Source organism: Methylorubrum zatmanii (assembly GCF_014845115.1).
In the GTDB taxonomy this organism is placed as follows: domain Bacteria; phylum Pseudomonadota; class Alphaproteobacteria; order Rhizobiales; family Beijerinckiaceae; genus Methylobacterium; species Methylobacterium zatmanii.
Genome location: NZ_NKUI01000094.1, coordinates 1 through 24,595, shown reverse-complemented (window position 1 = coordinate 24,595; position 24,595 = coordinate 1). Strand labels below are relative to the sequence as shown.

Genomic DNA, 24,595 nt, shown 5'->3' with positions numbered 1-24,595 from the left:
CCGCCGTCCACGGCAACCCGGCACACCGTCGTAGGTTAAGCAGCGTACGCCCGGCCGCAGTTGGGCATACGGGCCGGGCGGACGTCGGCCGTGGGTGGAGGGTGTGTTGCCGGGCTTGGACGAGACGAGGGTCGGGCGGGTTGACCTCAGGCTGCTGCGCGCCGCGGTCGAGGCGTCCGGCGAGGCCATCCTGATCACCTCCGCCGAGCTCGACGAGCCGGGCCCGCGCATCGAGTACGCAAACCCTGCCTTCACCCGCATGACCGGCTACGAGTTCGACGAGGTCGTCGGGCGCTCGCCGCGCATCCTGCAGGGGCCGGAAACGGACCGCGCGACCCTCGACCGGGTGCGCGCGGCCCTGGAGGCCGGCAAGGCCGTGCGCGACGAGGCGCTCAACTACCGCAAGGACGGCTCGACCTACCGCATCGAGTGGGTGATCACTCCGGTGTGCGACGGGGAGGGACGCATCGCGCACTGGGTCTCGACCCAGCGCGACGTCACAGAGCGGCGCGCCTACGAGGACCGGCAGGCGCTGATGGTGCGCGAGCTGCACCACCGGGTGAAGAACACGCTCGCCACCGTCCAGGCCGTGCTGAACGCGACCGTGCGGTCCTCGCTCACCATCCCGGAGTTCACCCGCGCCTTATCGGGCCGCATCGCCTCGCTAGCGCGCACGCATGCGCTGATCACCGAGGACGTCGCCCAGGCCGCCTCGTTCGACGGGCTGCTGCGGGCCGAGCTGAGCCCCTACGACGAGCGCGGGCGCCTGAGCTTGGAAGGGCCTCGGGTCACGCTGCCATCGGAGACCGCGGTGCCGGTAGGCATGGCCCTACACGAGCTGACCACGAACGCGCTGCGGCACGGGTCGCTCGCCGACCCGAACGGGCGGCTGCAGGTGACCTGGTGGGTCGAGGAGGGCCCGGCCGGCCGCGCTCTGCGGTGGGACTGGGCGGAGCACGACGGGCCGCCCGCCCCGTACCCCACTCGCGAAGGCTTCGGCCACCGCCTCCTGAACAAGGTCTTGGCCACGCAGACGGGCGCCGAGGTGGACGTGGACTTCGCCTCGGACGGCCTGCGGGTGTCCGTCCGCATGCCCCTCCCGCCGCCACGCCCCTGAAGGGCGCTGGACACGCAAGCGCGAGGCTCAGCCCTTCCTACCGCCCTTCCCGTTCCGATCGATCTCCGTTCGGCAGGCCGGCGCGAGGTTCGCCATGTTCTTGCGGAAGCAGGCTTGGACCTCGTCGCCGTCCGGCGGAAGGTCGCCGCAATACGTGGCGTAATCGCCGCTGCAGCGGGCCTTCAGCGCCTCCCGGTCCATGGCAGGTGCGGCCTGCGCCACGACGAGGCCGGAGGTCGCGAACGCGAAGGCTACGAGGGTCCTGTAGGGCATAGGCTTGCGGTCCTGCTGGTGCGTGTCGTGCCCGGCTTCACGGCGGCCCCGGGGAGGACCCGGGCGCCCCCGACGTGTGGCCCAAGCGGCATACTGGCTTGTCGGGGCGCCGGAGCGAGTACCAGCGCCCTACGTGGTCACGCGTGCCTGAGGTCGTCGGGAACCTTGCCGCCGTTCTCGGCGAGCTTCTGCACCACTTGGCTGTGCAGCCAGACGTTCATGGAGGCCGAATCCTCCTTGTCGCCCGTGTAGTGCAGCTCGTCGGCAAGCTGCTTGCGGGCCTGCAGGCTGCTGTCGAGGTCGAGCAGCTTCATGAGGTCGACGATGGAGCGCTTGTAGTCGAGGGTCTGGCCCTTCTTCGAGGCGAGGTCGGCGAGCACTTGCCCGACGTCGACGTTCGCCTGCCCGGCTCCCGATGGAGCGTCGGCGACGGGGGACGGCGCCCCGCTCATCGAGGGCGCGGCCGCGCTGCTGGCCGAGCCGGTCGGACCGCCCGAACCCTGCGCCGCGGCCGACACGCTCGGCGTCTCCGAGGCGTGCGGAGCTGCCGCCTGGGCGCTCGCGCTGCCGCCGCCGAAGATCTTCGACATGATCGACCCGAAGATGCTCATTCAGTCCTCCAAGATCCTGGCCCCGACCGGGGCCGAGCGGACGACAACGGAACGCCGGCGACCGACGTTCCGCGACCTGGACCGAAGCGGACGGGCAATGTCGTATCCGCTTACGGTGCCCTCCGCCTCGCCGCGGTCCTGACGCCTCAGGCCGCGACTTGCTCCAGGCTCTCGGCGAGCTGGCTCGCGATCTCGTCGCCCTTGTAGATCTCCGCCACCGCCTGCTTCAGCTTCTGCTCGTCCTCGGAGCGGCCGAGGGCCTTGGCGTAGGCCGCCGCCGAGCCGAAGCCGGCCAGCCCGTAGTGTGACATGCGCTGGTACTGCGCGATGATCTCCACGTCGCGCAGCTTGCCGTCGCTCGGCGCCTCCTGGATGCCGTGCTTCTTCGCCTCGGTCACGAGACCCTCCATGCCCTTGCAGTGCTCCGGCTCGGCCTCGCCGCCGTTCTGCTGGATCAGGTCCTTGAGGATGTCGGTGTGCTTCTGGATGCCGCCGACCGAGTGCTCAAGCATCTGCTTGAGCTTCGGGTCGGAGACATGGCCGCCCAACTCCTTGACTGTCCTTATCATCTGGTCGTTCGCCGACCAAAGGTCCTTCATCTCGTCAAGATAGACTTCCTTGAGGCTGCTCGGTGCTGACATCGATGGCTCCTGTCGGTCGCCTCCTGGCAACACGACCTAGGACGCGATGTTCCTGGGCCGTTTGCGCGCCGGGCCCGTACCGATGGGCCATTCGCATCGACTGTTGCCCGATGCGCTCGGTAGCGCCATCCGTCCCTGATGCGTGTAGGCTGGCCAGGTGAAGACAGGGGAAACCGAACTCGAAATGGTCAGGCGGCATGTCCGGCAGGGTTGCCGGGCACGTGGCCAAGCAGCGCGCGCTCGTGGCCCGGCTCCGCGCGTCCGGCCTGCCGGTCGTGGAGGCCGAGGCGCTCCTCGACACCTTCGAGGACCTCCAACGCCAGCACGAGGCGCATCTCGCCAAGGCCGAGGAGAAGGCAGGGTACTCGGGTTAGGTGGTTGCGGCCCGGGTGCCGACGCCCGGCGTCGACACCTCCGTCAGGCGTCGCGCCTCGGCCTGAGCTCCACCACCTTGCCGGGCTCCCTTGGCTCGGACGCGGACACCCCGAGCACCTCGGCGACCTTGCGGGCGAGCTGCTCGCGCTTGAACGGCTTGCCGATGAGCTGCACGCCGTCGTCGAGCCGGCCGTGGTGCACGATGGAGTTCTCGGTGTAGCCGGACATGAACAGCACCTTCACCTCAGGCCGGACCGCCCGCACGCGCTCGGAGAGCTCTCGGCCCCGGACCTTGCCCGGCAGCACGACGTCGGTCAGCAGCAGGTCGATGGCGGTCGTGTTCTGCCCGAACACCCGCAGCGCCTCCTCGCCGTCCGCCGCCTCAAGGACGCGGTAACCGAGGTCGGAGAGTATGGCGCAGGCGATCTCGCGCACCGCCGCCTCGTCTTCCACAACCAGCACCGTGCCTGTGCCTCGCGGGAGCTCGATGGGCGCGCCTGTCCGTTGCGACGGTGTGGCCGCCCCGACCGCGCGCGGCAGGTAGAGCTTCACCGTGGTGCCCTCGCCGGGTTCCGAGTAGATCTTCACGTGCCCGCCCGACTGCTTGACGAAGCCGAACACCATGGCGAGGCCAAGCCCCGTGCCCTTGCCGTCGGGCTTGGTCGTGAAGAAGGGCTCGAACACGCGCGCGACCACCTCCGGCGTCATGCCATGTCCGGTGTCGGAGACCGCCACCATGGCGTAGTCCCCGGGCGCGACCTCGGCATGGTGCCGCGCGTACTCCTCGTCGAGCACCTTGTTGCCGAGCTCGATGGTGAGGCGTCCGCCGCCTGGCATCGCGTCGCGGGCGTTCAGGGCGAGGTTGAGGACCGCGCTCTCAAGCTGAGCCGGATCGGCCATGGCGTGCCACAGCCCGGCGGTCTCGACGTAGCGCACCTCGATGTGCTCCCCAAGCGTCCGCCGCAGAAGCGGCACCAGGTCCGGCATGGTCGCCGCGAGGTCGATGGCCGCCGGTGCGAGCGGCTGCTTGCGGGCGAAGGCCAGGAGCTGCCCTGTCAGCGTCGCCCCGCGCTGGGCCGCCCAGGCCGCGCGCTCGACCCGCTGCTGCAGCTTGGCGTCGCCGTCGAGCTTGGCCCGGACGAACTCCAGGTTCCCGAGGATGACCTGCAGCAGGTTGTTGAAGTCGTGCGCGATGCCGCCGGTCAGCTGCCCGATGGCCTGCATCTTCTGGGCCTCGCGCAGCACGCCCTCGGCCTGGGCGCGCTTGGTCATGTCGGAGATGGTCAGCACGAAGCCGCCGTCCGGCATCGGGGTCCGGCGGATCTCCAAGTGGTGCCCGTCGGCGCGCTCGCGCTCGTAGGTGACCGCCTCGCGCGGGTTGCAGCTGCCGTGCCGGATCTGGTCCTCGGTCTCCAGGGCTGGGCGGCCCGGCTCGCCCGTGTGCTCGACGAAGGCGGTGTAGGTGGTGCTTGGCCGGAGCATCGCCTTCGGCAGGTCGAGCAGGACTTGGAAGCACTCGTTCCAGCTCGCGAGCTTGCGGTCCGGACCGAACACGGCGACACCTTGGCTGAGGCTGTCGAGGGTCGTGCGGAGACGCAGGGCGAGATCGCGCTGCTCGGCCTCGGTGCGGTAGGAGCGCGACCAAGCCTGGTTCAGGAGGCGGGCCGCCCAGAGCAAGGTCAGAACCGCGAGCGCCGAACTGCCGATGACGAGCCAGCGCACCCACCGGGCGCGGGCGTCGTTCTGGGCGAGGCGCGCGTCGAGCAGCCGCTGCTCGTCGGCGAGCATGGCGGCGAGCACGTTCTCCGCCTCGCGCATGTCGTTGCGCCCGGTGTCGGTGTTGACGATGCGCAGGGCCGTTTCCAGCCCGGAATCCCGACGAGCCTGCACGGTTTGGGCGAGCTCCTCCAGCTTGTGCTGAAGGAGCGGCGCCAGCGCACGCAGGCGCTCCTGCTGGGCGCCGTTGTCGGCGGTCAGCTTCAGGAGCTCGCCCTGGAGTAGGCCAATGCGGTCGCGCGCGGCGTTGTAGGGTCCGAGGTACTCGTCGCGGCCGGTGAGCAGGTAGCCGCGCTGGCCGCGCTCCGCATCGCGCAGAGCGATGGCGAGATCCTTCGTGGTTCCGAGCACCCGGTAGCTGTGCTGCGACCACTCGCGGGCGGCACGCGACGCGTTCAGTCGCTCCCAGGTGACCGCGCCGACCAGGGCAAGGATGACCACGAGCACGCCGAAGACCAGCAGGTTGGCGCGCGTGACGAGGTAGCGTGTCATCGTATCCCGGGCATCGAGTGGCGGTGTCCGGTCGCTCGGATGCCGGGAACGAAGGTCCCATGCGCGCCTGCGTCCCGCCGGACGCGGCATGGCACGCGATTGCGGGATTGTTGAGGCTGCCCGCGCGTCCGGACCATTATGCAGCGGCCTCGTCGCGCCGCTCCTGCATGGAGGCGAGCGGCGCCTCCAGGCGGCAGACGAGGCCGGTCGGAGCGTAGGTGAGCCGGACCTCGCCACCGACCTCGGCCGCGAAGCTGCGCTCGATCAGGCGTGAGCCGAAGCCGCGGCGCGCGGGCTGGGAAAGGATCGGTGGCCCCCCCTGCTCGGACCAAGTCAGGCAGAAGCGGGGCGCCTCGCCCGCGTGCACCACGTGCCAGCGCAGGTCGACGACGCCGCCCTCGTTCGAGAGGGCCCCGTACTTGGCGGCGTTCGTGGCGAGCTCGTGCAGGGCCAGCGCCAGCGAGAGCGCGGCCTTGGCGGACAGGAGTACGTTGGGTCCGCAGATCCGGATGCGAGAGGCATCGGCCTGGCGGTGCACGCATAGCGCGCCCTCCGCCACCTCGCCGATGGGCGCCTCCGTCCAGCTCGCCTGGGTCAGGATGTCATGGGCGCGCCCGAGCGAGATCAGGCGCGCAGCGAACGCTTCCCGCATCTCGGCGACGCCGCTCGCCCCGCGCAGGGTCTGGCTCGCGATGGCCTGCACCAGGGCCAAGGTGTTCTTGACCCGATGCTGTAGCTCGCCCGTGAGCAGGCGCTGGTGCTCCTCGGCCCGCTTGCGCTGGGTGATGTCCAGCATGGCGCCGATCATCCGGGTCGCACGACCGTTCTCGTCCCGGATGACGTAGCCGCGGTCGAGGATGTCGGCGTAAGAGCCGTCGGCGCGCAGGAAGCGGTACTCGTCGGTCCAGACCGTGCCGGTGCCGTCGATGACCGCGTGGATGGAGGCGTCGATGCGGGCGCGGTCGTCCGGGTGGATGTGGGCGATCCACCAGTCGCCGGTCGGCTCGACCGCGTCCGGCGCGTGGCCGTGGGCGACCTGCAGCGCCTCGTTCCACCGGACATGGTTCGTGGCGAAATGCCAGTCCCAGATCGCGTCGTTAGTTGCGCGTGAGGCCAGCCGGTAGCGCTCCTCTGTCTCGCGCAGGACCTGCTCGGCGCGCCAGCTCTCGGTGACGTCGCGCGCGAAGCCGATGAGCCGCACCGGCCGCCCGTCCGCGAACAGGGTCTGGCCCTTGGCGGACACCCAGCGCTCGGTCCCGTCCTCCGGTGCCACCGTGCGGTACGTGACATCGTAGACCCCGTCGCTGGCGGGATCGACTGCGGCGCGCACCGCCTCGTCCGCCCGCGCCCGGTCGTCCGGGTGCACGCGGGCCAGGTGCACGGCCAGGTCGACGGGAGCGTCCGGCGGCAGGCCGTAAAGGGAGAGGATGCGGGCATCCCACTTCAGCTCGTCCGAGACGAGGTCGTAGTCGAACACGCCGGTGCCGGTCGCCTCGACGGCGAGCCGCAGCTGCTCGCGGGCCTGGCGGAGGTCGTCCTCGGCCTGGCGCCGGTCGTGGATGTCGATGGCGATGCCGATCCAGCTCTCGACCGGGCCGGCCTCGCCGCGCACGGGTTTGCCGCGCGCCAGGAACCAGCGGTACTGTCCGTCCGAGGCCCGGCGGAACGGGATCTCGACCTCGTAGGGGCCCTCGGTCGCGACCGCATGCCTCCAGACGCCGAGCACCCGCTCTCGGTGGTCGGGATGGATCACGCTCGCCCAGCCGTTGCCATCGGTGTCACCCGGGGTGAGCCCGGTGTACGCGTACCAGGTCGGGTTGCAGTAGGTGATGTTGCCGGCCGCGTCGCCGAACCAGACCACCTGCGGGCTGACCTCGACGAGCGAGCGGAAGCGCATCTCGCTCGCGTTGCGCTCCGCGGCGTCCGCGCGCTGGCGGGTGCGGTCGCGCAGGATCTTGACGAAGCCTTGGACCGTGCCGTCCGCGGCCTTCAGCGGCATGAGCTCGCCGTTGGCCCAGAACCGCTCGCCGCCCTTGCGCAGGTGCCAGCGCTCGTCGGGCGCGAAACCCTGCTCCAGCGCCAGCTCCATCTCGGCCTCGGGCCGGCCCTCCTCGCGGTCCTCGGGCGTGAAGAACACATGGGCGGGGTCGCCCAGCATCTCCTCTTCGCGCCAGCCGAGGACGCGCTCGGCCCCGGCGCTCCAGCGGGTGACGCGGCCGCCCCGGTCCATCGCGATGATGGCGTAATCCGTCGCGCTGTCCAGGATGCGTTCCTGTAACTCCTTCTGGATCTGCTGGACGCGGGCGCTGCGGCGCGCTTCCAGCAGCGCCATGGTCTGCCTGGCAAGTCGCAGCAGGCCAGCTTGCTGCCCCTGCGTGAGTGCGCGCGGCCACGTATCGAGCACGCAGACCGTGCCCACCGGGTACCCGTCCTGGGTCCTGAGAAGCGCGCCCGCGTAGAAGCGCAGGCCCGGTTTGCCGGTCACGAGCGGATTGCAGGCGAAGCGAGGGTCCCGGGCCGCGTCGGGCACGTGGAGGAAGTCGCTCTGCAGGATGGCCTGGCGGCAGAACGAGGTCTCCAGCGGGGTCTCGCGCACTCCGAGGCCCACCTCGGCCTTGAAGAACTGCCGCCCGTCGCCGATGAAGTTCACGACCGCGATGGGCGTGCCGCAGATCTCGGCCGCCAACTCGGCGACGTCGTCGAACTCCCGCTCGCGCGGCGTGTCGAGGATGTCGTAGCCGGCAAGCGCCCGCAGGCGCGCGAATTCGTCGGTCGTTTGGCTGGGCCGCCCCATGGCAGGGTCACGCCCAGGAACCGCTTTCCGTTCCATCTGCGCGGCGCCCTCTCAGACGGCCTGGCACATCTGCTTGTCGCCTGCCGGCGTAGGTCGCAGGGACACCAGCGTGCCGGACGAGTTATACACCGCGCCCAGCACGGTCTCGAAGTGGCGCTTGACCGCGCCGTGGCACTCACAGGCCGCCGCCTCCACCGCGGAGCGGCTCTGGATGATGATGCGCCCGCGCCGGACCTGGATCAGGCCCTGCTGCTGCAGGGTCCTGAGCGTGCGCGTCAGGTAGGAGCGCTGCACGCCCAGGAGCTCGGCCAGCACCTCGTGGGTGACCGGCAGGACGTCGCTGCCGAGACGGTCCTGCAGGCCGAGCAGCCAGCGGGCGCAGCGCGCCTCAATGGTGTGGCTGGCGTTGCAGGCCACCGACTGCAGCACCTGCGCGAGCAGGCAGTCCGAGTAGCGGGTCATCATGTTGCGCAGGCCCGGCGAGGTCTGCTTGATCTGCTGCAGCACTGCCGCCTCGATGCGCAGCACCGAGCCGGGGATCTGCACCACGGCCCGACTGAAGGCCGGCAGGGACCCCTGGCTCACCACGCCGCCGACCGCGCCTTCGCGCCCGACCGTGGCCGTCTCCACGGCGCGTCCGTCCCGAAGCCCGATGAGGAGGGCCGCCACGCACTGGCCGAGCGGGAAGGTGATGTGGCCGACGTCCTCGCCGGCGTCGAACAGCACGTCTCCGCGCCGGTACTCCCTCAGCTCCAAGTGCGGCTTGAGCAGCGCCTGGTCGGGCAGGCGCAGAGCGCCGAGGAGCAGGTTGCCGCTGAGTAGGTCGTCAAAGTCGGAGGGCATGGGTCAGCGGCAGCGTGTCGTATCAGGTTGGCCTGGGCTTACCCTTACTGCGACGCTCGATTCGCTGTCAGTTCATTAGTGCACAAAAGCCCGGAAGACCGGCGATTTCCATCGGCTTGGCGTGGCGCGGCGGATACGCCCGTTAACCCATGCAACCTTCAGCGGCCGATGGATTTCTAGGTTCGTACCGACCGGCCCCTCAAGCTCCCGCGACCCGATGCCCCGCTACTTCCTCGACTTCCAGGACGGTGAGATGTGGCTGAGGGACGAGGAGGGCCAGGAATACGACAGCCTGCAGGCCGCGCGCGACGCGGCGATTGCGGCCTTGCCCGACATCGGCCGGGAGGCGCCGCCCGCGGATGGGCGCCGGGCGTTCGTGGCCTACGTCCGCGACGAGGGCGGTGCACGGCTTTGCACCGTGCGGCTAGACCTGGCCGCCGAATGCGACCCCGACGGCTCTCATCCCTGAAGCGTCCGGTCGTCGGCACCTGCATGGACGGTTAAGCGGCTACCCTTGCCCGCCGCGTCCGGTTCGCCGGGGCCGACGCGCATTGCGTCCTGTTCCGCCCGGAAGCCTTGGCCTCGTAGAGCGCCGCGTCCGCCCGGCGATAAAGGTCGCCCAGCTCGCCTTCGCCCGCAGCATCGACAGCGAGGCCGACGCTGACCGTGACTGCGCCGACGCCCAGGCCAGACGCTGGTACCGCAAGCGTCGCCACGGCACGATGGATGGCCTGGGCGACGCGCGTCGCCCCGTTCTCGTCGGTTTCCGGCAGCAACACCGCGAATTCCTCGCCGCCGATGCGGGCGACGAGGTCGTCGGGCTGGTGCACGCTCGCCCCCAGACAGCGGGCGAGGCCCTTCAGCACCTCGTCCCCGACCGCGTGGCCGTAGCGGTCGTTGCAGCGCTTGAAGTGGTCGGCGTCGACGATGAGCAGCGACAGCGGCCTGGCGGTGCGCCCGGCGCCCGTCCGGGCGCGCTCGAACTCCTCCTCGAACTGGCGCCGGTTGGCCAGCCCGGTCAGGGCATCGGTCCGCGAGAGCCGGGCGAGGTCGGCCTGTAGCGCGGAACGCCTGCGCAGGTCGCGCCCGTACAACAACGACAGGAACACGGTCAGGCCGCACAGCAGGAGCACGACCATGCCGATGACAAACGCCTTGGCGCGCCAGCCGGCCTCGATGTCGGCGGTCGAGAGGGCGACGTTGAGCACCAGCGGCAGGTCGCCGACCTTGGTGAAGGCGTAGTGGCGCTCGACCCCGTCGCGCACCGAGGTGCCGACGAAGGTGCCGGAACGCGCGCCCACGAACCGCCGGAAGGTCGGTGCGCCGGCGATGTTCACGCCGATGTCCGCCTCCTCGTAGGGGTGGCGCATGATGCGCGTGCCGTCGCGCAGGTAGAGGTTTATGGCGCCCTCGGGTCCGAGGCCGAGTTGGTCGAAGAGGCGACTGAAGTAGTCGAGCTTGAGGCTCGCGAGGGCGACTCCGCCGAAGGAGCCGTCCGGCTTGTCGATGCGGCGGCTCAGCACCACGATGCGTGTGCCCAGGAGGCGGGAGAACAGCGGCTTGCTGATGTGCAGGCCCAGGTTCGGGTCGGCCTTGTGGGCCTGGAAGTAGTCGCGGTCGGCGTTGTTCAGCCTGCGCGCCGGGACCGCCCCGGCATCCAGGACGCTGTCGCCGTGCTCGTCGAGGACGAGCATCACGCCGAGGTCGCGGGCGGTCCCGGCACGGTCGAACAGTACGAGCTGGCGCATCTCCGGGCTGAGCGCGTCGAGGCCCGGGACCCGGAGGTTGTCGACGACCGCCTGCAGAGAGAGGTCGATGATCTCGACGTTGCGGGCGATGTCGCGCTCGATGACCTGGAGCAGGTTTTTCGATGTCTGCTCCGCCTTGTCCCACGCGTCCTGCCGCAGGTCGAGCAGCATCAGCCCGGAGACGACGAGCATGCCGAGGGGAGCCAGCACGCCGAGCGCGATCCAGGTGCGGGCGGAGCGGAGGCGTCGCGCGAGCGGGCGCGGCAGGGCCATCGGCGAGCTCTCCCAAGCGTTGTCGTAGCTTGGTCACTAACGCCCGAACCCCTTACCGGCGCCTTCGGCCGATGTCGTACGAGCCCCTTAACCGCATCGTGCCTAACGGAAGGTTTGCCGGTTCCGTAGGATTGCGGCGCTCGCCGCACCCGACCCGCGCATGCCGACCGCAGCGGGGAGCCAAGCTCCGAATACCCGGTCCTCGCGGCTCAGGCCTCAGATGGGCCTGGATCTCGGATCTCCGGGCCACGGCGAGCTGAGCAGGGCGGCATGGGCCTGGACGAGGACGTCGAGCGGCAGCCAGGGGTGGCGGGTACACACGGCCTCGTAAGGCAGCCGTGCACGGCACGTCTCCGGCGTGCCGGTGCTTAGGACGACCCGAACGCCCGGCCGGAGCTTGCAGGCGGCCGTCGCCAGCCGGTGCCCGTCCACCCCGCCCTTCAGCGTCGCCTTGGTCAACAGCAGGACGACGTCCCCGCCGCGGCTCCGGAGCACCTCGACGGCGGCCTCGCCGCTCGCGCAGGTGACAACGTCGAGCTCGGTCTCCCCCAGCAGCGCCTCGGCGCGGTCCCTTGCTGCGGCGTCCTCGTCGACCACGAGGGCCAGGTGGGACGTGTGGGTGGCGTCCGGCATCAGCTCTCCTTCATGTCCTCGATGTCGTCGAGGCGGTCGGCGAGGGTGGCGGCCAAACGCTCCCAATCTTCGGGCAGGGTCTCCCGCAGGAGGTCGGCGTAGGCGTCCTCCAGCCCGTGTCCCACCCCGTGCAGGCAGGGGTCCTGGGTGGCGGAGGAGCGGCTCGGATGCCGCTGGTGGCACTGGCGCATGGCATCCCGTCCCGGGCCGGCGCCTTTCCGCCTACCCTGGCCTCGCGTTAACGTGGGTCAAAGTCGTTCACACTAATGAGCCGGGATGCCGTTGGTTTCAGCGTGGCCGTTCATCAAGATCCGGCGGATGGAGGAGCTGAGGCGTATGGCGGTGCTCGGAGAAGCGGGCGGCGTACTTGAGGAGCCGGGTGCGTAGCCGTTCGCCGGCAACAGGGTGGTGCCGGCTGCGTTATAGGACGCGTAGACCGCGCCGGAGTCCTCATGTTCAACCCCTTCTGTGCCGCGTTCCTCCTCGCCGTCGAGGCGCAGCGGGTCATCGAGTTGCGGTTGGTGCGGCTCGCCTGGGGCGGCGCGGAGGCCCAGGCGGAGATGGTATCGATGGTCGGCGAGAAGGTCGTCGCCGCCATGGAGGCTGCCAACACGATCATGACGGGCGGCTCGCACGACCAAGTCATCGCCCGTTACCGGGAACTGGTCGCGGACAACACGCGCCGCCTGACGGCTTGAGGAGACTGGCGGAGGCAGGTCATGGCCAAGCCGGTCAGGAGCCGCATCGTCGACATGCCGGACGGGCGCTTCGCCGTCATGGCGGTGCTCGCCTCCGGCAAGGTCTTCCGCCGCAAGGGTCTTTCGACCTTGGCCGAGGCCGAGGAAGCCGTGGATTGCCTGCGCGCCGTCATGGCCGCGTGCGGGGCACTCGTGGTCGTGGAGACCTCGGCGCGGCTCGGCGTACGGGTGGGGTTCCGGATCGGCCAAGCTGCCGGGGAGCGGCGGGCTCTAGTCGCCTCAAGGCCTGCCCAGTACCTCGTGGAACGGGATCTCGAACAGGACTCGTCCCGCCTCGTCGGCCACGACGAAAGCATACCCGCGCGGGTGGTCCCCAACGCGCAGGAGCTCGGCCGTCAGCCCCGGGATGGCGGCGCACGCCTCAAGGTAGGCAGCCTCGGCGCTCGCGAGTTCGAGCCCGGCCTCGTCGGCCTCCAGGCGCCCGCGGGCGCACACGTCGAAGAAGAAGACCGGCATGGGGCACTCGCCTTCGCGGCTCCCCGAGAGGCAAACCTCATCCGCGAGCGTCGGGTCCCACCGCTGCGCGACCCGACGCTCCCGGATGGGGCGGCCACCTGGGCGCCAGCAGGCAAGGCCTGCCGGCGCGGGGTCCCCGAACCGTACCGCGTCGCCTCCCGGGGCGCCTTGTTCGCCCTGGCTCGCGCGAACGTTCCCGACGTCTCGCCCGTTCTAGGCCCTGAGGCCTGGCGGCCTCAATTCGTGGACGGAGGAAGCCGTAGATGCCAGCACCTGCCACGACCGGGTTCCCGAAGGTGTCGAATAGAAGGCAATCCGGACCGCCGCTGCGTTTCACCGGATACGTCGACCTCACCGGCGAAATGGCGGACGCGATGGACCGGCGCGACGCGGCCTGTGTGGATGCACGCAACACGGTCGAGCATCGCACCATCGCCGAGGTCATGCGCTCGAACGGTGCTTCGGAAGAGCGCATCGTCAGCTTCTTCGGGTATTCCCCTCTCGCGCTCGACGCTGAAACGGGGGCGCCGGAGGTCGGGCCGGACCTGCGGAACCGCCGACGCGACGTGACCGGCGGATGAGCATCGGTGGTAGGGGGGACCCGCTACCCGCCGTCGTCCTTCCGTTATGCGGCCCCCACGGAGTTGGCCCCGGCCGCCGCCTGAGCGCTCCTGCGGACCCCGAGGTCTCCTCCCGAGTTCACCAGGGTGCGGCGCCGCCCAGGCGCCGAGACGGAGCCCGCCCTTGCCGCAGACCGCCCCGCCTCTGAGCCGTCTGCCGACCTTCGGCGAGGACGGCCACGTCCACGTCGTCGTCGAGACGCCGAAGGGCAGCCCGAACAAGTACGCCTACTCCGAGGCGTTCGGCGCCTTCCAGTTCAAGACGGTCCTGCCGGAGGGCACGAGCTTCCCCTACGACTTCGGCATGATCCCCTCGACCAAGGGCGACGACGGCGACCCGCTCGACGTCCTGCTGCTGCTCGACGCGCCCGCCTTCCCTGGCTGCGTGCTGGAGGCGCATCTGGTCGGCGTGATCGAGGCCGAGCAGCGCGAGCGCGACGGGGAGTGGGAGCGCAACGACCGGCTGATCGGCGTGGCCGTGAAGGCCCGCACGCACGCGCACATCCACGCGCTCGACGACCTGCGCCCGGGCATGCTGGACGAGGTCGAGGCGTTCTTCGGCCACTACAACGAGCTCACCGGCAGGGAATTCCGGGTGCTCCGGCGCGGCGACGCGGAGGCCGCCAACGCCCTCGTGCGGCAAGGCGCCGAGGCGTTCGGAAAGGAGGGCGACTGACAGTCTCCCGCTCTCCACAGCGATCAAGCGGCATGTAAACTTCTGACCCCAAGCAGACATTTGACCTGTGCCCGCCGAAGGTCCGGATGGGGGTAGGAAGCGGACCTGACAGAGGTGGCCACGGGACAGACAAGTCGGTCACATCGGGGGGGGCAGAGCCCCGATGGACCTTCCCGCGTCAAAAGCCGTAGCCAACTTCCCGGCTGTTGCCCCGCTGCAGGTTGTGAAGCCGCGAGAGGGCGAAGAGTGGGAAGAACAGCCGGTAGCCGTGGTACTTGAGGTAGAACACGCGCGGGAACCCGACGGCGTTGTAGGCCCGCTCCTGCCACTCGCCGTCCTCGCCTTGCGTGCGTTGCAGGTACGCCGCCCCGCGCAGTACCGCAGGGTGGTCGGCCTGTCCTACGGCCATCAGGCCAAGCATCGCCCAGGCCGTCTGCGAGGGCAGGCTCTCAGCGTTCTCGACGTAGTGGCCGACGTCGTAGCTGCGCTCGTCCTCGCCCCATCCGCCGTCCGGCCGCTGGATCGAGACCAGCCAGTCCACGGCCCGGCGCACCATCGAGTCGTCGTGCGGCACGCTGGCCGCGTTGAGCGCGCACAGCACCGACCACGTGCCGTAGACGTAGTTGGTGCCCCAGCGGCCGAACCAGCTTCCGTCGCGCTCCTGCTCGGCCCGAAGGTAGGCCAGGGCCCGCTCGATCACCGGCCGGTCCTCCTCGTTCCCGAGTTGGGACAGGAAGGAGATGCAGCGGCCGGTCACGTCGGCGGTCGGCGGGTCGAGCAGTGCGCCATGGTCCGAGAACGGGATGTGGTTGAGGAACTCGCGGTCGTTGTCGGCGTCAAAGGCACCCCAGCCGCCACTGCGGCTCTGCATGCCCACGATCCAGCGACGCGCCTTCTCGACCGCCTCGGCGTGCTCGGGACGGCCGTTGCGGTGGAGCAGCATGGCGACCACCGCCGTGTCGTCCACGTCGGGGTAGTGGTCGTTGCGGTACTGGAAGGCCCAGCCCCCGGGCTCGGCATCCGGCCGCGTCTCGGCCCAGTCGCCCCGCACGTTCGTGACCTGGCGCGCCACCAGCCAGTCGCACGCGGCGTCGAGCTCCGCTTGGGCCTCGATGCCCCCGGTGCGCGCCGCCTCGATCATGGCATGCCCGGACAGGCTCGTGTCCCATACGGGCGAGACGCAGGGCTGGCAGTAAACCTCCTCGTCCGTCTCGATGAGAAGCTTGTCGATGGCCTTCCAGATCGTGACGCAGCGCGGGTCGTCCTCGGGGTAGCCGAGCACGTCGTACATCATCAGCGCGTAGGCCATGGCCGGGTAGATCGCGCCGAGCCCGTCCTCGCCGTTCAGACGCTCCTCCACGAAGTCGACGGCCTTGAAGATGGCGCTCTCGCGCGCGACCTTCGAGAACAGGGGCTCGGTCCAGCGCAGCACCGTGTCGATGTGCTTGAACACCACGCCCCAGCGCGAGCGGTAGGGGCCGCGGATCCAGTCTCGGACCTCGTCCGGCTCGGTCCGGAAGATCTCGTCGAAGCTCACCTGGCGCGGGTTGCGGGCACGGGGCTTCAGCGCCTGCAGCACGAGGAGCGGCACCACGCAGGTGCGGGCCCAGTAGGACATCGCCCAGATGTTGAAGAAGAACCACTTGGGCAGGTGCATGATCTCGACCGGCATCACCGGCACGCCGCGCCAGGGGATGGCGCCGAACAGGGCGAGCTGGATGCGCGTGAAGACGTTGGCGCGCTCCGCGCCCCCATGGCCGAGGATGGCCTGGCGGGCCCGGACCATATGCGGCGCTTGCGGATCGTCGCCGATGGCCTTCAGCGCGCAGTAGGCCTTCACGCTGGCCGAGATGTTGAACTCGCCCGCGTGGAACATGGGCCAGCCGCCATGCTCGCCCTGGATGCGCCGGAGGTAGGCTCCGATCCGGGCCTGCCGCTCGGGCGTGATGCGGTCCATGTAGTGCTCCAACAGCACGTACTCGGCCGGGATGGTCGCGTCCGCCTCCAACTCGAAGACCCAGTGGCCGTCCCGGCGCTGGTGGCGGCCCAGGGCACGCCCCGCGCCGGCGATAGCGCGCAGGGTCTCGGGCGCGGAGAAGCGAGGCTCCGTGTTCATAGGGTCATTCCGCTCGCGTAGGGTGTGGGGAAGGATCGGGGCCGCGCCAATGCGAACCAGGCGGGATCCGCCGAAGTCAGGTCGGTCGGGACAGCTTGAGGACGGTCAGAGCAGCTTGAGGATGTCGTCGAAGGCGTCCTCCCAACCGGCCTGATCCAGTTCGATCAGGCCGAGCCCGCGTAGGAAGAAGGCCCCCTCGGCAGCGAGGAACGCCGTCCGCGCGCGTCGCCCCGCCTCGGAACCGGGGTCGAGCCGCTCCAGCCACTCGGCGTACCAGCCGCGCGCCTTCTCCATGTGCTCCGGCGATTGCAGCAGGCTGACGAGCATCCCGGACATCTTGGTCTGGCTCGGCTCGTCCATGCGCGCCGACGCGGTCACGTAGCCACGCACCCTGTCCAGGACGGTCCCGTCCGACGGGGTGTGGCGCGCCACTTCCGCGTCGAAGCCCCTCAGCCAGCGCTCGGCGATGGCCGCGATGAGGTCGTCCTTGCTGCCGAAGCAGTATTGCAGCCCGCCCTTGGTGATACCCGCGGCCTTGCAGACCGCGTCGAAGGTCAGCGCCGTGGCACCCTCCTCACGCACGATCCGCTCGGCGACATCGAGCACCCTGTCCCGGTCGATGCTCCTCGGCCGACCCATCCATGATTTCCTCTCTCAATTCCGTATGGATGGATTTAAACGATGACGCATGCGGTGGCAAGCCGCCTCCCGGCCTGGGAACGGATTTGCCGACGAGATCGAGAATGAGCCCGACCGACAGGTCTGGGCGCATGGAGACGAGAGCAGGCCTTCGGATGTCCGTTTCCGCCACCACCTACGCCGCCCTTGGCGCCGCCATCGCCTGCGAGGTCGCGGGCCCGGCCCTGCTGCAGAAGTCGGAGCAGTTCACGAAGGTCGCGTCCACGCTCGGGATGGCGGCCTGCTACGGCGCGGCCTTCTTCCTGATGTCGGTCGCCCTCAAGGCGATGCCGCTCGGCGTCGTCTACGCGATCTGGAGCGGCGTCGGCATCGTCCTGACCGCCGTCGTCGGCGTCCTGGTGTCCAAGCAGTCCCTCGACGGGCCGGCGATGGTCGGCATGGCGATGATCGTCGGCGGGGTCGTGGTGATGCAGGCGTTCTCCGCCACCACGGGTCACTGACCGTGGCGAGCGCCCTCACTCGCAAAAAGCAGCCCGAGTTCGTGCGGCGCAGGCTCCTTGAAGGCGCCGTGCGGCTCGCCCTGGAGCATGGGCCGGCCGGGCTCACGATGCAGGCGGTCTCGGATGCGGCCGGCGTGACGAAGGGCGGTCTCTTCCACCACTTCCCGAGCAAGCAGGCCCTGATCGCGGAGATCTTCGCCACCCTGACCGAACGGCTCGACGCCGAGATCGACGCGGCGATGGTCCGCGACCCCTCGCCAAGCGGCGGCTTCACGCGCGCCAACGTCGAGACGGACTTCTCGAACTCCACAGTCGGGAGGGAGAGCCGAACGGCGGCGCTTTACCTCTCGGCTTTGGCGGACCCGGGCGTCCGCCGCCTGCACGCCGAGTGGATCGCGCGGCGACTGGAGCGGCACCGCGCCACTGACGGGGCGCCGGCCCTTGAGGTCGTGCGCCTCGCCGCCGACGGGGCTTGGCAAGCCTGCCTCCTGCACGCAGCCGGCGGCCCGCTCCCCGACATGGCGGCCCTGGGCGTCCGCCTCCTGGCGATGGCGCCGCCGAACCGACGGCACGGCGACGTCGCCTCCCCAATCGACACGAGACAAGGACTCCCGAGCCATGACCCGGCGTGACCACCGACGCCTGCCCCTCGTCGCGCTCCTGCTCGGCGCGACGCTGACCGCGTGCAAGCCCGCGGCGAACGACCCGGCCGCGGCAGAGATGCCGCCGATGGACGTGTCCGTCGCGACGGTCGAGCCGGCGACCGTGCCGCGCACCTTCGACCTGCCCGGGCGCCTCGCCTCGACGCGGGTGGCGGAGGTCCGGGCCCAGGTCTCCGGCATCGTCCGGGAGCGGGCCTTCGCGGAGGGCAGCCTCGTCGGCAAGAACGACGTGCTCTTCCGCATCGACCCGGCCATCTACAAGGCCGAGGTCGATGCGAAGGCCGCGGCGGTCGCCCGTGCCGAGGCCACCCGCGTTCAGGCGCTGAGGCAGTCGGAGCGCACCGAGACGCTCCTGGAGCGGCAGGCGGCCAGCACCGCCCAGCACGACATCGCCACGGCCACCCTGCGCCAGGCCGAGGCCGACGTCGCGAGCGCGAAGGCGCAGCTCGACCGCGCCCGGATCGACCTCGACTACGCCACCGTGCGCGCGCCCATCGCCGGCCGCATCGGCCGTGCCCTGGTGACGGAAGGGGCCCTCGTCGGGCAGGGCGACGCGACCAAGCTCGCCGTCATCCAGCAGATTGACCCGATCTTCGCGGACTTCAACGCCTCCGCCTCCGACTCGGGCGCGCTCGTCGAGCGCGCCGCCGGCTAGGAGGAGACCGAGGTGCGGCTCGTCCGACCCGACGGCAGCCTGCACGCCGACGCCGGCCGCCTGCTGTTCACGGACGTGAGCGTCGACCCCGGCACTGGGCAGGTCTCCTTGCGCGCCACCTTCCCCAACCCGAAGGGGGGCCTGCTGCCAGGCACCTACGTCCGGGTGCGCGTCGCTCATGGCGTGAACGCCGACGCGGTCGTCGTCCCGGCGCAGGCGATCCAGCGGTCGAGCGCCGGCGAGGCCCAGGCCTTCGTGGTCGGCGCCGATAAGGCGGTCGCCCTGCGGCCCCTGCGCACCGGGGCGCTCATGGACGCCGGCTGGATCGTCGAGGACGGGCTGAAGCCCGGAGAGAGCGTCGTCGTCGAGGGCTTCCAGAAGATCCAGCCCGGCATGGCGGTGAACCCGGTGTCCTGGAAGGGCGCCCGGACGGCCACCGCCTCCCAGCAGCTCTGACCCCTCCGCGCAGGCCCAAGCCCATGACCCGCTTCTTCATCGAGCGCCCGATCTTCGCCTGGGCGGTCTCCATCTTCATCATGCTGGTCGGCGCGACCTCCATCGCGTTCCTGCCGGTCTCGCAGTACCCGGACGTGGCCCCCGTCACGATCCAGGTGACGGCGACCTACCCGGGCTCCCCGCCGGAACGGCTCTACGACGGCGTCACCCGCATCATCGAGGAGGAGCTCAACGGCATCCCGGGGCTGATGTACTTCGAGAGCACCAGCGACACGTCCGGCATGGCGCAGATCATGGCCTCCTTCGCGCCGGGCTCCGACCCGTCGAAGTCGACCGTCGCGGTCCAGAACCGCATCAAGCGCATCGAGGCGCGCCTGCCCCGGGCGGTGACCCAGCAGGGCGTCATCGTCGAGGAGGCCAGCACCAGCTTCCTCCAGTTCGTCATCGTCTCCTCCAAGGACGGAGCCTTGAGCGAGACAGATCTCGGCGACCTCGCCGCCCGACGCATCCTGGGCGAGCTCAGGCGGGTGCCGGGTGTCGGCCGGGCGACCCTGTTCTCGTCCGAGAAGGCGCTGCGCATCTGGATCGATCCGGTCAAGCTCGTCGGGTTCAGTATGACGCCGGGCGACGTCACGGCGGCGGTCGGCGCGCAGAACGCGCAGGTGGCCTCGGGCATCGTCGGCGCCCAGCCGGCCAAGGAAGGCCAGCGCATCGCCGCCAACGTCCTGGTCAAGGGCCAGCTGACCACGGTCGCGGAGTTCGAGGAGATCGTGCTGCGGGCCAACCCCGACGGCTCGCTAGTCCGACTGCGCGACGTGGCCGAGGTCGAGCTCGGCGGGCAGTCCTACACGATGCAGACCCGCCTCGACGGTCGTCCCGCCGCCGGCATCGGCATCCAGCTCGCGCCCGGCGGCAACGCCCTCGCGGCCGCGACCGGCGTGAAGGCCAAGATCGCCCAACTCCAGCGCACGTTGCCGGCCAACGTGAGCGTGACGGTGCCCTACCACACCACGCCCTTCGTCGAGGTCTCGATCAAGAAGGTGCTGATGACGCTCGCCGAGGCGATGGCGCTCGTCTTCGCGGTCATGTTCCTGTTCCTACAGAACTTCCGTTACACCATCATCCCGACCATCGTGGTGCCGGTGGCCCTGCTCGGCACCTGCGGTGCGCTGCTGGTGGCCGGCTTCTCCATCAACGTGCTGACAATGTTCGGCATGGTGCTGGCCATCGGCATCCTGGTCGACGATGCCATCGTGGTGGTCGAGAACGTCGAGCGCATCATGGCCGAGGAGGGGCTGCCGCCGCGGGAGGCCACCGCCAAGGCCATGGGCCAGATCACGGGGGCCATCGTCGGCATCACCTCGGTCCTGGTGGCGGTGTTCGTGCCGCTCGCCTTCTTCCCAGGTTCGGTCGGCGTGATCTACCGCCAGTTCGCGGTGAGCATGGCGACCTCCATCGCCTTCTCCGCCTTCCTGGCACTCTCGCTTACCCCGGCGCTGTGCGCCACACTCTTGAAGCCCGTCGAGGCTGGCCACGGCCACGCCAAGGGTGGTTTCTTCGGCTGGTTCAATCGGCGTTTCCAGGCCGGCACGCTGGCCTACCGCTCGGGCGTCGCCGGGCTGCTGCGCCGGCCGGTGCGCTCGCTCCTCGTCTACGCGGCGCTCGTCGCGGCGCTGGGCTGGGGCTACCTGCGCATGCCGTCGAGCTTCCTGCCCATTGAGGACCAGGGCTACGTCATCGTCGACGCGCAGACCCCGCCGGAATCCTCCACCGGCCGCACCCTCGACGTGGCCAAGCGGATCGAGACCCATTTCGGCGCCGAGCCGTCGGTGGTGGCCCGGGTCGTGCTCCTCGGCTACGGCTTCTCGGGCCAGGGCCAGAACGCGGCCATCGCCTTCGTCACCCTGAAGGACTGGAAGGAACGCAGGTCGGACGACGGCGCCGAGGCGGTGAGCGCCCGCGCCAGCGCCGTGCTCGGCGGACTGCCGGACGCCATCGCCATGGCGCTGGCGCCGCCCGCCATCGAAGCGCTCGGCAACTCCAGCGGCTTCGCCTTCCGCCTCCAGGACAAGGCGCAGCAAGGCTACGCGGCGCTGGCCGCCGCCCGCGACCAGTTGCTCAAAGCGGCGAGCCAGAGCCCGATCCTGCAGGGCGTCTACGTCGAAGGCCTGCCGACCGCGCCGCAAATCGAGCTCACCCTCGACCGGCAGAAGGCAAACGCGCTCGGTGTGACCTTCGCCGACATCAACGACACGCTCTCCACGAGCCTCGGCTCGGCCTACGTCAACGACTTCCCGAACCAGGCGCGCATGCAGCGGGTGATCGTCCAGGCGGAGGCGTCCCGGCGGATGAGGGCCGAGGACCTGCTCGACCTGCACGTCCGCAACGCCAAGGGACAGATGGTGCCCCTCCAGTCCTTCGCGCGTGTCGCCTGGACGATGGGGCCGGCCCAGGTCGTCGGCTTTAACGGCTACCCGAGCATCAAGATCTCCGGCAGCGCGGCCCCGGGCTTCGCCAGCGGCGACGCCATGGCCGAGATGGAACGGCTGGCTGGGCAGCTGCCCGCGGGCTTCGACTTCGCCTGGACCGGGCAGTCACTCCAGGAGAAGCTCTCGGGAAGCCAGGCCGTCTACCTGCTCGCGCTGGCACTGTTCTGCGTCTTCCTCCGCCTGGCCGCGCTCTACGAGAGCTGGTCGATCCCTCTCGCCGTGCTGCTCGTGGTTCCGACCGGCGTGATCGGGGCGGTCTTCGCCATGCTCGCCCGGGACATGCCAAACGACGTCTACTTCAAGGTCGGCCTGATCACGGTGATCGGCCTGACGGCGAAGAACGCCATCCTGATCATCGAGGTGGCCAAGGAGCTCGTAGCGCAGGGTCGCTCCGTCCACGATGCCGCGCTGGAGGCGTGCGAGCTACGCTTCCGGCCCATCGTGATGACCTCGTTCGCCTTCATCCTCGGCGTGGTGCCGCTCGCCATCGCCACGGGCGCCAGCATGAACAGCCAGCGGGCCATCGGCACGGGCGTGTTCGGCGGCATGGTCACCGCGACGGTGCTCGCGGTGTTCGCCACCCCGCTCTTCTACGTGCTGATCGCCCGGGCCTTCCGGTCGCGGAAGGCCCGCGGGACGAAGGAGGGGTCGGCCCACGCCGGTGCCTCCGCCACCCACGGCATGCCCGCGAGCTGAGATCGGCTCCGAGAAATCCGGGTCTCGCCCGGCAGAAGTCGCGCGACCGTTCGTTCCCACGGTCCGCGATAGCGGTCGGCCTGCTTCCCAGCCCTCCTCGGCAGGCCGACCGTGACGATCTCAAGGAGACCGGGACCGACCATTCCGTTTCAATAGCAGCTCTTGGGCGACAAGCGGCCATTCCGCTCGCTTTGAGTGAAGGTCTGGAAGTGGCGCGTTGCAGACCAAGAAGGAGAAATTGGTCTTAGCACTGAGGTCATATCAATTAGATCGCTGCGTAAAGTTTTTGGGCCTGGCGAGTTGGGCGGCCTGGGCGTCGACGAGGCGCTCGACAACGGTGTCGGCGATTTCGTTCAGGGCGTCGGCGAGAGTCGCCATCACATAGCCGTAGACGGTCTCGTCGACGGAGCGGTCGAAGTCGGCGAGGTCGAGGATGATCTCGATGCGGAACCTGCAGCCATCCTGTAGGGAGCGGGTGCATCCCTCATTTCCCGCCGGAGGCGAGTGACGCGTACTTCCCACAAACCGATTCACTTGACCGAAGTAACGGGGCGCTAAACACGTTTTGAGGTCCAGCCCTACGGCAGTGTCCGGTTCACACAGAGCCCAGGGACAACCCTTGACTGGGGCTCGACGCTCGAATCGTGATCCCCGATTGTGAGGCCACCCCGACGACCCGGAGGCCTGCATGCGCACCCCCCACCAGATTGGCCACACCTTCGACCAGGCCGGCCTCCGCCTCGCCGGGGTGGCCGCGGGATTCGTAGCGGATGCCCGGGCCCGTCAGGCCGCCGTCGACGCCGACCAAGCCGACCGCGACCTCTCGGCCGCCGCGCGCGCCCGTCGCGCGGTCGCCCGCCAGCGCCGGGAGCTCCAGGCCGCGGTCGACGAGGTCGCTGCCCTCCGCGCCGAGAACGCCAGGCTGCAGCGCGAGCTCGCAGCGGCCAAGGCTGAGACCGCCGTGGCGCGGGGCGAGACTGCCCGCATGCGCCAGCGCGCCCTGCGCGCCGAGGGGCTCGTGCTCCGGGCGGCCCGGGCGGCCTGACGTCATGCTGTCGCGTGCGCACGTCATGCCACCGTGTGTGCACAGGGCATAGAACAACCCCATTTCTGCAGGCGTCCACGCAAAAAGAAAGGCCCGCCCCGGGTGCCGGGGCGGGCCTCTTGCTGTTCGGGGGTGGCTTTTAGACGCCGCGCTTAAGCTCGAATCCGGGGTCCTCAATCATCTCCTGGAAGGCCGCGTCCAAGGTGTCGTTGTACTCCTGGATCTCCGCTCGCTGCCGGGGCGAAATTCGGGCTGCCTGCCCGAGGATGTGCCGGTACTCAGCCAGCGTCGGGCACAGGGGCAGGCCCTCGACCGGCTTGATGCCGGCCATGTGGGCGCCCGTGCGCATGGGCCCCGCCCGGTAGACCGTCATCATCTCGGACGCGTTGAGCGAGTTCAGCCAGGCGATCTCGGCTTCGTCGAGACCGTCGGTCGAGGGCTCTTCGTCCAGCGTGGCGAGCGCGCACGCGAAGGCGTGGGCCGCCTTCCCCTTCGCCAGGATCGGGTCGAGCTCGACGACCTGGGCGGAAGCCGGAACTGGCGCCGGCCTCGGGGCGACCTCAGGTGCCGGGGCCTGGCCGGACGGCGTGACGGTGTCACGGGCAGGCTGTGACGCCGTCACGGGGCGGGCTGCGTCCGCGAGGTCATCGAGGGCGTCTTCGATGCCGGTGCTGGGCGGCGTGGGCATGCCGGACATCGCGCGGGCCACCCAACGGGTGCCGTCCCAGACTTTTTGGGCGGCGGCGGCCATGGCGGCGAGGACGAGCATCAGGGCGAGACGAACGGTGCGCATGTGGTGGGGATCCTGTCTGTGTCGCTACGGGGTCGATTGTCGGCAGGGTGATGAAAGTCGCCAGGTCAGGTCGCGAGCCTGAGGGCGACCGCTTGGCAGGCGCGGCACGTGACCCGGTCGCGGTAGGGCTCGCCGGAGCCGTCGCGGGAGACGGCCTCGGCGAGGTAGCCCATGGCGCCGTCACCGGCGCCGCAGAGCAGGTCACCCTGGGACCGGCGCAGACGGCCGACGGAGACCGGCTCGTCGCACCGGACATGCACGACGGAGCGGGCGTGCAGGCCGTTGCCGGCACCCCGGGGGGACATGCCTGAGGCGACGGTGCGGATCGCGGCCTGCCATGCGAACGCGAACCCGAGCGCGGCGTTGGCCGCCTCTGATTCGGCGCGGTCGCGGTCCGCCCGCACGCGCCGGGCGGCCTCCTCGTTTGCCCGATGCTGCTCGGCCGCCGCGGTCGCGGC

General features: G+C 70.2%; 25 protein-coding genes and 1 pseudogene. 11 read left to right on the top strand and 15 right to left on the bottom strand.

All coding sequences use genetic code 11. From position 1 onward, the window contains the following. Positions 1-106 precede the first annotated feature (106 nt). A complete protein-coding gene (locus MZTS_RS12720; protein ID WP_192284125.1) occupies positions 107-1,117 on the top strand; it encodes an HWE histidine kinase domain-containing protein in 1,011 nt (336 codons plus the stop codon). Positions 1,118-1,144: 27 nt separating this feature from the next. Here the strand turns inward: MZTS_RS12720 and MZTS_RS12715 are convergent, their stop codons facing one another. The 3 genes from MZTS_RS12715 to MZTS_RS12705 all read right to left on the bottom strand — a co-directional run bounded on the left by MZTS_RS12715 (position 1,145) and on the right by MZTS_RS12705 (position 2,642). Beyond that, positions 1,145-1,390 (bottom strand): hypothetical protein, encoded by a 246-nt coding sequence (locus MZTS_RS12715; RefSeq protein ID WP_192284124.1) that lies wholly within the window; start codon positions 1,388-1,390, stop codon positions 1,145-1,147. Between the two features lie 137 nt (positions 1,391-1,527). After that, the gene (locus tag MZTS_RS12710) at positions 1,528-2,001 is read right to left on the bottom strand and encodes a DUF3597 domain-containing protein (protein ID WP_009866544.1); all 474 of its coding nucleotides are present in this window, start codon (positions 1,999-2,001) and stop codon (positions 1,528-1,530) included. Positions 2,002-2,147: 146 nt separating this feature from the next. Next, positions 2,148-2,642, bottom strand: coding sequence for a YciE/YciF ferroxidase family protein (locus MZTS_RS12705; protein WP_192284123.1), 495 nt, complete (start codon positions 2,640-2,642; stop codon positions 2,148-2,150). 197 nt (positions 2,643-2,839) lie between these two features. Between MZTS_RS12705 and MZTS_RS12700 the strand changes: the two genes are divergently transcribed. Then, positions 2,840-3,016 (top strand): hypothetical protein, encoded by a 177-nt coding sequence (locus tag MZTS_RS12700; RefSeq protein ID WP_009866542.1) that lies wholly within the window; start codon positions 2,840-2,842, stop codon positions 3,014-3,016. 43 nt (positions 3,017-3,059) lie between these two features. Here the strand turns inward: MZTS_RS12700 and MZTS_RS12695 are convergent, their stop codons facing one another. The 3 genes from MZTS_RS12695 to MZTS_RS12685 all read right to left on the bottom strand — a co-directional run bounded on the left by MZTS_RS12695 (position 3,060) and on the right by MZTS_RS12685 (position 8,922). Then, complete coding sequence (locus MZTS_RS12695) at positions 3,060-5,285, bottom strand: CHASE3 domain-containing protein (RefSeq protein WP_192284122.1); 2,226 nt, start codon at positions 5,283-5,285, stop codon at positions 3,060-3,062. Between the two features lie 136 nt (positions 5,286-5,421). Next, a complete protein-coding gene (locus MZTS_RS12690) occupies positions 5,422-8,079 on the bottom strand; it encodes a PAS domain-containing protein (RefSeq protein ID WP_246482102.1) in 2,658 nt (885 codons plus the stop codon). A gap of 51 nt (positions 8,080-8,130) precedes the next feature. Next, positions 8,131-8,922: a Crp/Fnr family transcriptional regulator gene (locus MZTS_RS12685; protein WP_009866211.1), complete on the bottom strand. Its 792-nt coding sequence runs from the start codon at positions 8,920-8,922 to the stop codon at positions 8,131-8,133. A gap of 217 nt (positions 8,923-9,139) precedes the next feature. Here MZTS_RS12685 and MZTS_RS12680 point away from each other — a divergent pair, with 217 nt between their 5' ends. Then, on the top strand, positions 9,140-9,391 hold the full coding sequence (locus MZTS_RS12680; protein WP_009862553.1) for a DUF6894 family protein: 252 nt from the start codon (positions 9,140-9,142) through the stop codon (positions 9,389-9,391). Between the two features lie 31 nt (positions 9,392-9,422). Here MZTS_RS12680 and MZTS_RS12675 read toward each other — a convergent pair whose 3' ends face one another. The 3 genes from MZTS_RS12675 to MZTS_RS12665 form a co-directional block, all read right to left on the bottom strand. Continuing rightward, on the bottom strand, positions 9,423-10,943 hold the full coding sequence (locus MZTS_RS12675) for a sensor domain-containing diguanylate cyclase (RefSeq protein ID WP_192284120.1): 1,521 nt from the start codon (positions 10,941-10,943) through the stop codon (positions 9,423-9,425). Between the two features lie 216 nt (positions 10,944-11,159). After that, on the bottom strand, positions 11,160-11,576 hold the full coding sequence (locus tag MZTS_RS12670) for a response regulator (protein ID WP_192284119.1): 417 nt from the start codon (positions 11,574-11,576) through the stop codon (positions 11,160-11,162). Continuing rightward, positions 11,576-11,767 (bottom strand): hypothetical protein, encoded by a 192-nt coding sequence (locus MZTS_RS12665; RefSeq protein ID WP_192284118.1) that lies wholly within the window; start codon positions 11,765-11,767, stop codon positions 11,576-11,578. The genes MZTS_RS12670 and MZTS_RS12665 overlap by 1 nt, the downstream gene beginning before the upstream one ends. Positions 11,768-12,028: 261 nt before the next feature. Here MZTS_RS12665 and MZTS_RS12660 point away from each other — a divergent pair, with 261 nt between their 5' ends. After that, positions 12,029-12,274, top strand: a complete 246-nt coding sequence (locus MZTS_RS12660) for a hypothetical protein (protein WP_192284117.1) — start codon at positions 12,029-12,031, stop codon at positions 12,272-12,274. A gap of 279 nt (positions 12,275-12,553) precedes the next feature. Here MZTS_RS12660 and MZTS_RS12655 read toward each other — a convergent pair whose 3' ends face one another. Continuing rightward, a complete protein-coding gene (locus MZTS_RS12655; RefSeq protein ID WP_192284116.1) occupies positions 12,554-12,790 on the bottom strand; it encodes a DUF6894 family protein in 237 nt (78 codons plus the stop codon). A gap of 263 nt (positions 12,791-13,053) precedes the next feature. Here MZTS_RS12655 and MZTS_RS12650 point away from each other — a divergent pair, with 263 nt between their 5' ends. Both MZTS_RS12650 and MZTS_RS12645 read left to right on the top strand, forming a co-directional pair. Further along, positions 13,054-13,371, top strand: coding sequence for a hypothetical protein (locus MZTS_RS12650; protein ID WP_192284115.1), 318 nt, complete (start codon positions 13,054-13,056; stop codon positions 13,369-13,371). 163 nt (positions 13,372-13,534) lie between these two features. Continuing rightward, positions 13,535-14,086 (top strand): inorganic diphosphatase, encoded by a 552-nt coding sequence (locus tag MZTS_RS12645; RefSeq protein ID WP_192284114.1) that lies wholly within the window; start codon positions 13,535-13,537, stop codon positions 14,084-14,086. Positions 14,087-14,264: 178 nt separating this feature from the next. Here the strand turns inward: MZTS_RS12645 and shc are convergent, their stop codons facing one another. Beyond that, a complete protein-coding gene (gene shc / locus MZTS_RS12640; RefSeq protein WP_192284113.1) occupies positions 14,265-16,202 on the bottom strand; it encodes a squalene--hopene cyclase in 1,938 nt (645 codons plus the stop codon). A gap of 105 nt (positions 16,203-16,307) precedes the next feature. Then, on the bottom strand, positions 16,308-16,841 hold the full coding sequence (locus MZTS_RS12635) for a TetR/AcrR family transcriptional regulator (RefSeq protein ID WP_192284112.1): 534 nt from the start codon (positions 16,839-16,841) through the stop codon (positions 16,308-16,310). A gap of 155 nt (positions 16,842-16,996) precedes the next feature. On the opposite strand from MZTS_RS12635, the gene MZTS_RS12630 reads away from it, so the two are divergent. From MZTS_RS12630 to MZTS_RS12615, 4 genes and pseudogenes are all read left to right on the top strand, one after another. Continuing rightward, positions 16,997-17,341 (top strand): DMT family transporter, encoded by a 345-nt coding sequence (locus MZTS_RS12630; RefSeq protein ID WP_009865503.1) that lies wholly within the window; start codon positions 16,997-16,999, stop codon positions 17,339-17,341. Positions 17,342-17,382: 41 nt separating this feature from the next. Next, positions 17,383-17,973 carry a TetR/AcrR family transcriptional regulator gene (locus tag MZTS_RS12625; protein ID WP_343068733.1) on the top strand — a complete coding sequence of 197 codons (591 nt, stop codon included), beginning with the start codon at positions 17,383-17,385 and terminating at the stop codon, positions 17,971-17,973. Continuing rightward, a pseudogene (locus tag MZTS_RS12620) lies at positions 17,960-19,114 on the top strand (efflux RND transporter periplasmic adaptor subunit). The gene MZTS_RS12625 and the pseudogene MZTS_RS12620 overlap by 14 nt, the downstream one beginning before the upstream one ends. A 23-nt stretch (positions 19,115-19,137) precedes the next feature. Continuing rightward, the gene (locus MZTS_RS12615) at positions 19,138-22,299 is read left to right on the top strand and encodes an efflux RND transporter permease subunit (protein WP_192284110.1); all 3,162 of its coding nucleotides are present in this window, start codon (positions 19,138-19,140) and stop codon (positions 22,297-22,299) included. 261 nt (positions 22,300-22,560) lie between these two features. Here MZTS_RS12615 and MZTS_RS12610 read toward each other — a convergent pair whose 3' ends face one another. Continuing rightward, entirely contained in the window at positions 22,561-22,821 is a 261-nt protein-coding gene (locus MZTS_RS12610) for a hypothetical protein (RefSeq protein ID WP_192284109.1), read from the bottom strand. A gap of 166 nt (positions 22,822-22,987) precedes the next feature. Between MZTS_RS12610 and MZTS_RS12605 the strand changes: the two genes are divergently transcribed. Beyond that, positions 22,988-23,344 (top strand): response regulator receiver protein, encoded by a 357-nt coding sequence (locus MZTS_RS12605; protein WP_192284108.1) that lies wholly within the window; start codon positions 22,988-22,990, stop codon positions 23,342-23,344. 139 nt (positions 23,345-23,483) lie between these two features. Here the strand turns inward: MZTS_RS12605 and MZTS_RS12600 are convergent, their stop codons facing one another. Together MZTS_RS12600 and MZTS_RS12595 are read right to left on the bottom strand one after the other, a co-directional pair. Then, a complete protein-coding gene (locus MZTS_RS12600) occupies positions 23,484-24,137 on the bottom strand; it encodes a hypothetical protein (RefSeq protein ID WP_009866259.1) in 654 nt (217 codons plus the stop codon). Between the two features lie 65 nt (positions 24,138-24,202). Further along, positions 24,203-24,595 (bottom strand): hypothetical protein (locus MZTS_RS12595; RefSeq protein ID WP_192284107.1); only part of this gene is annotated, 393 nt, incomplete at its 5' end.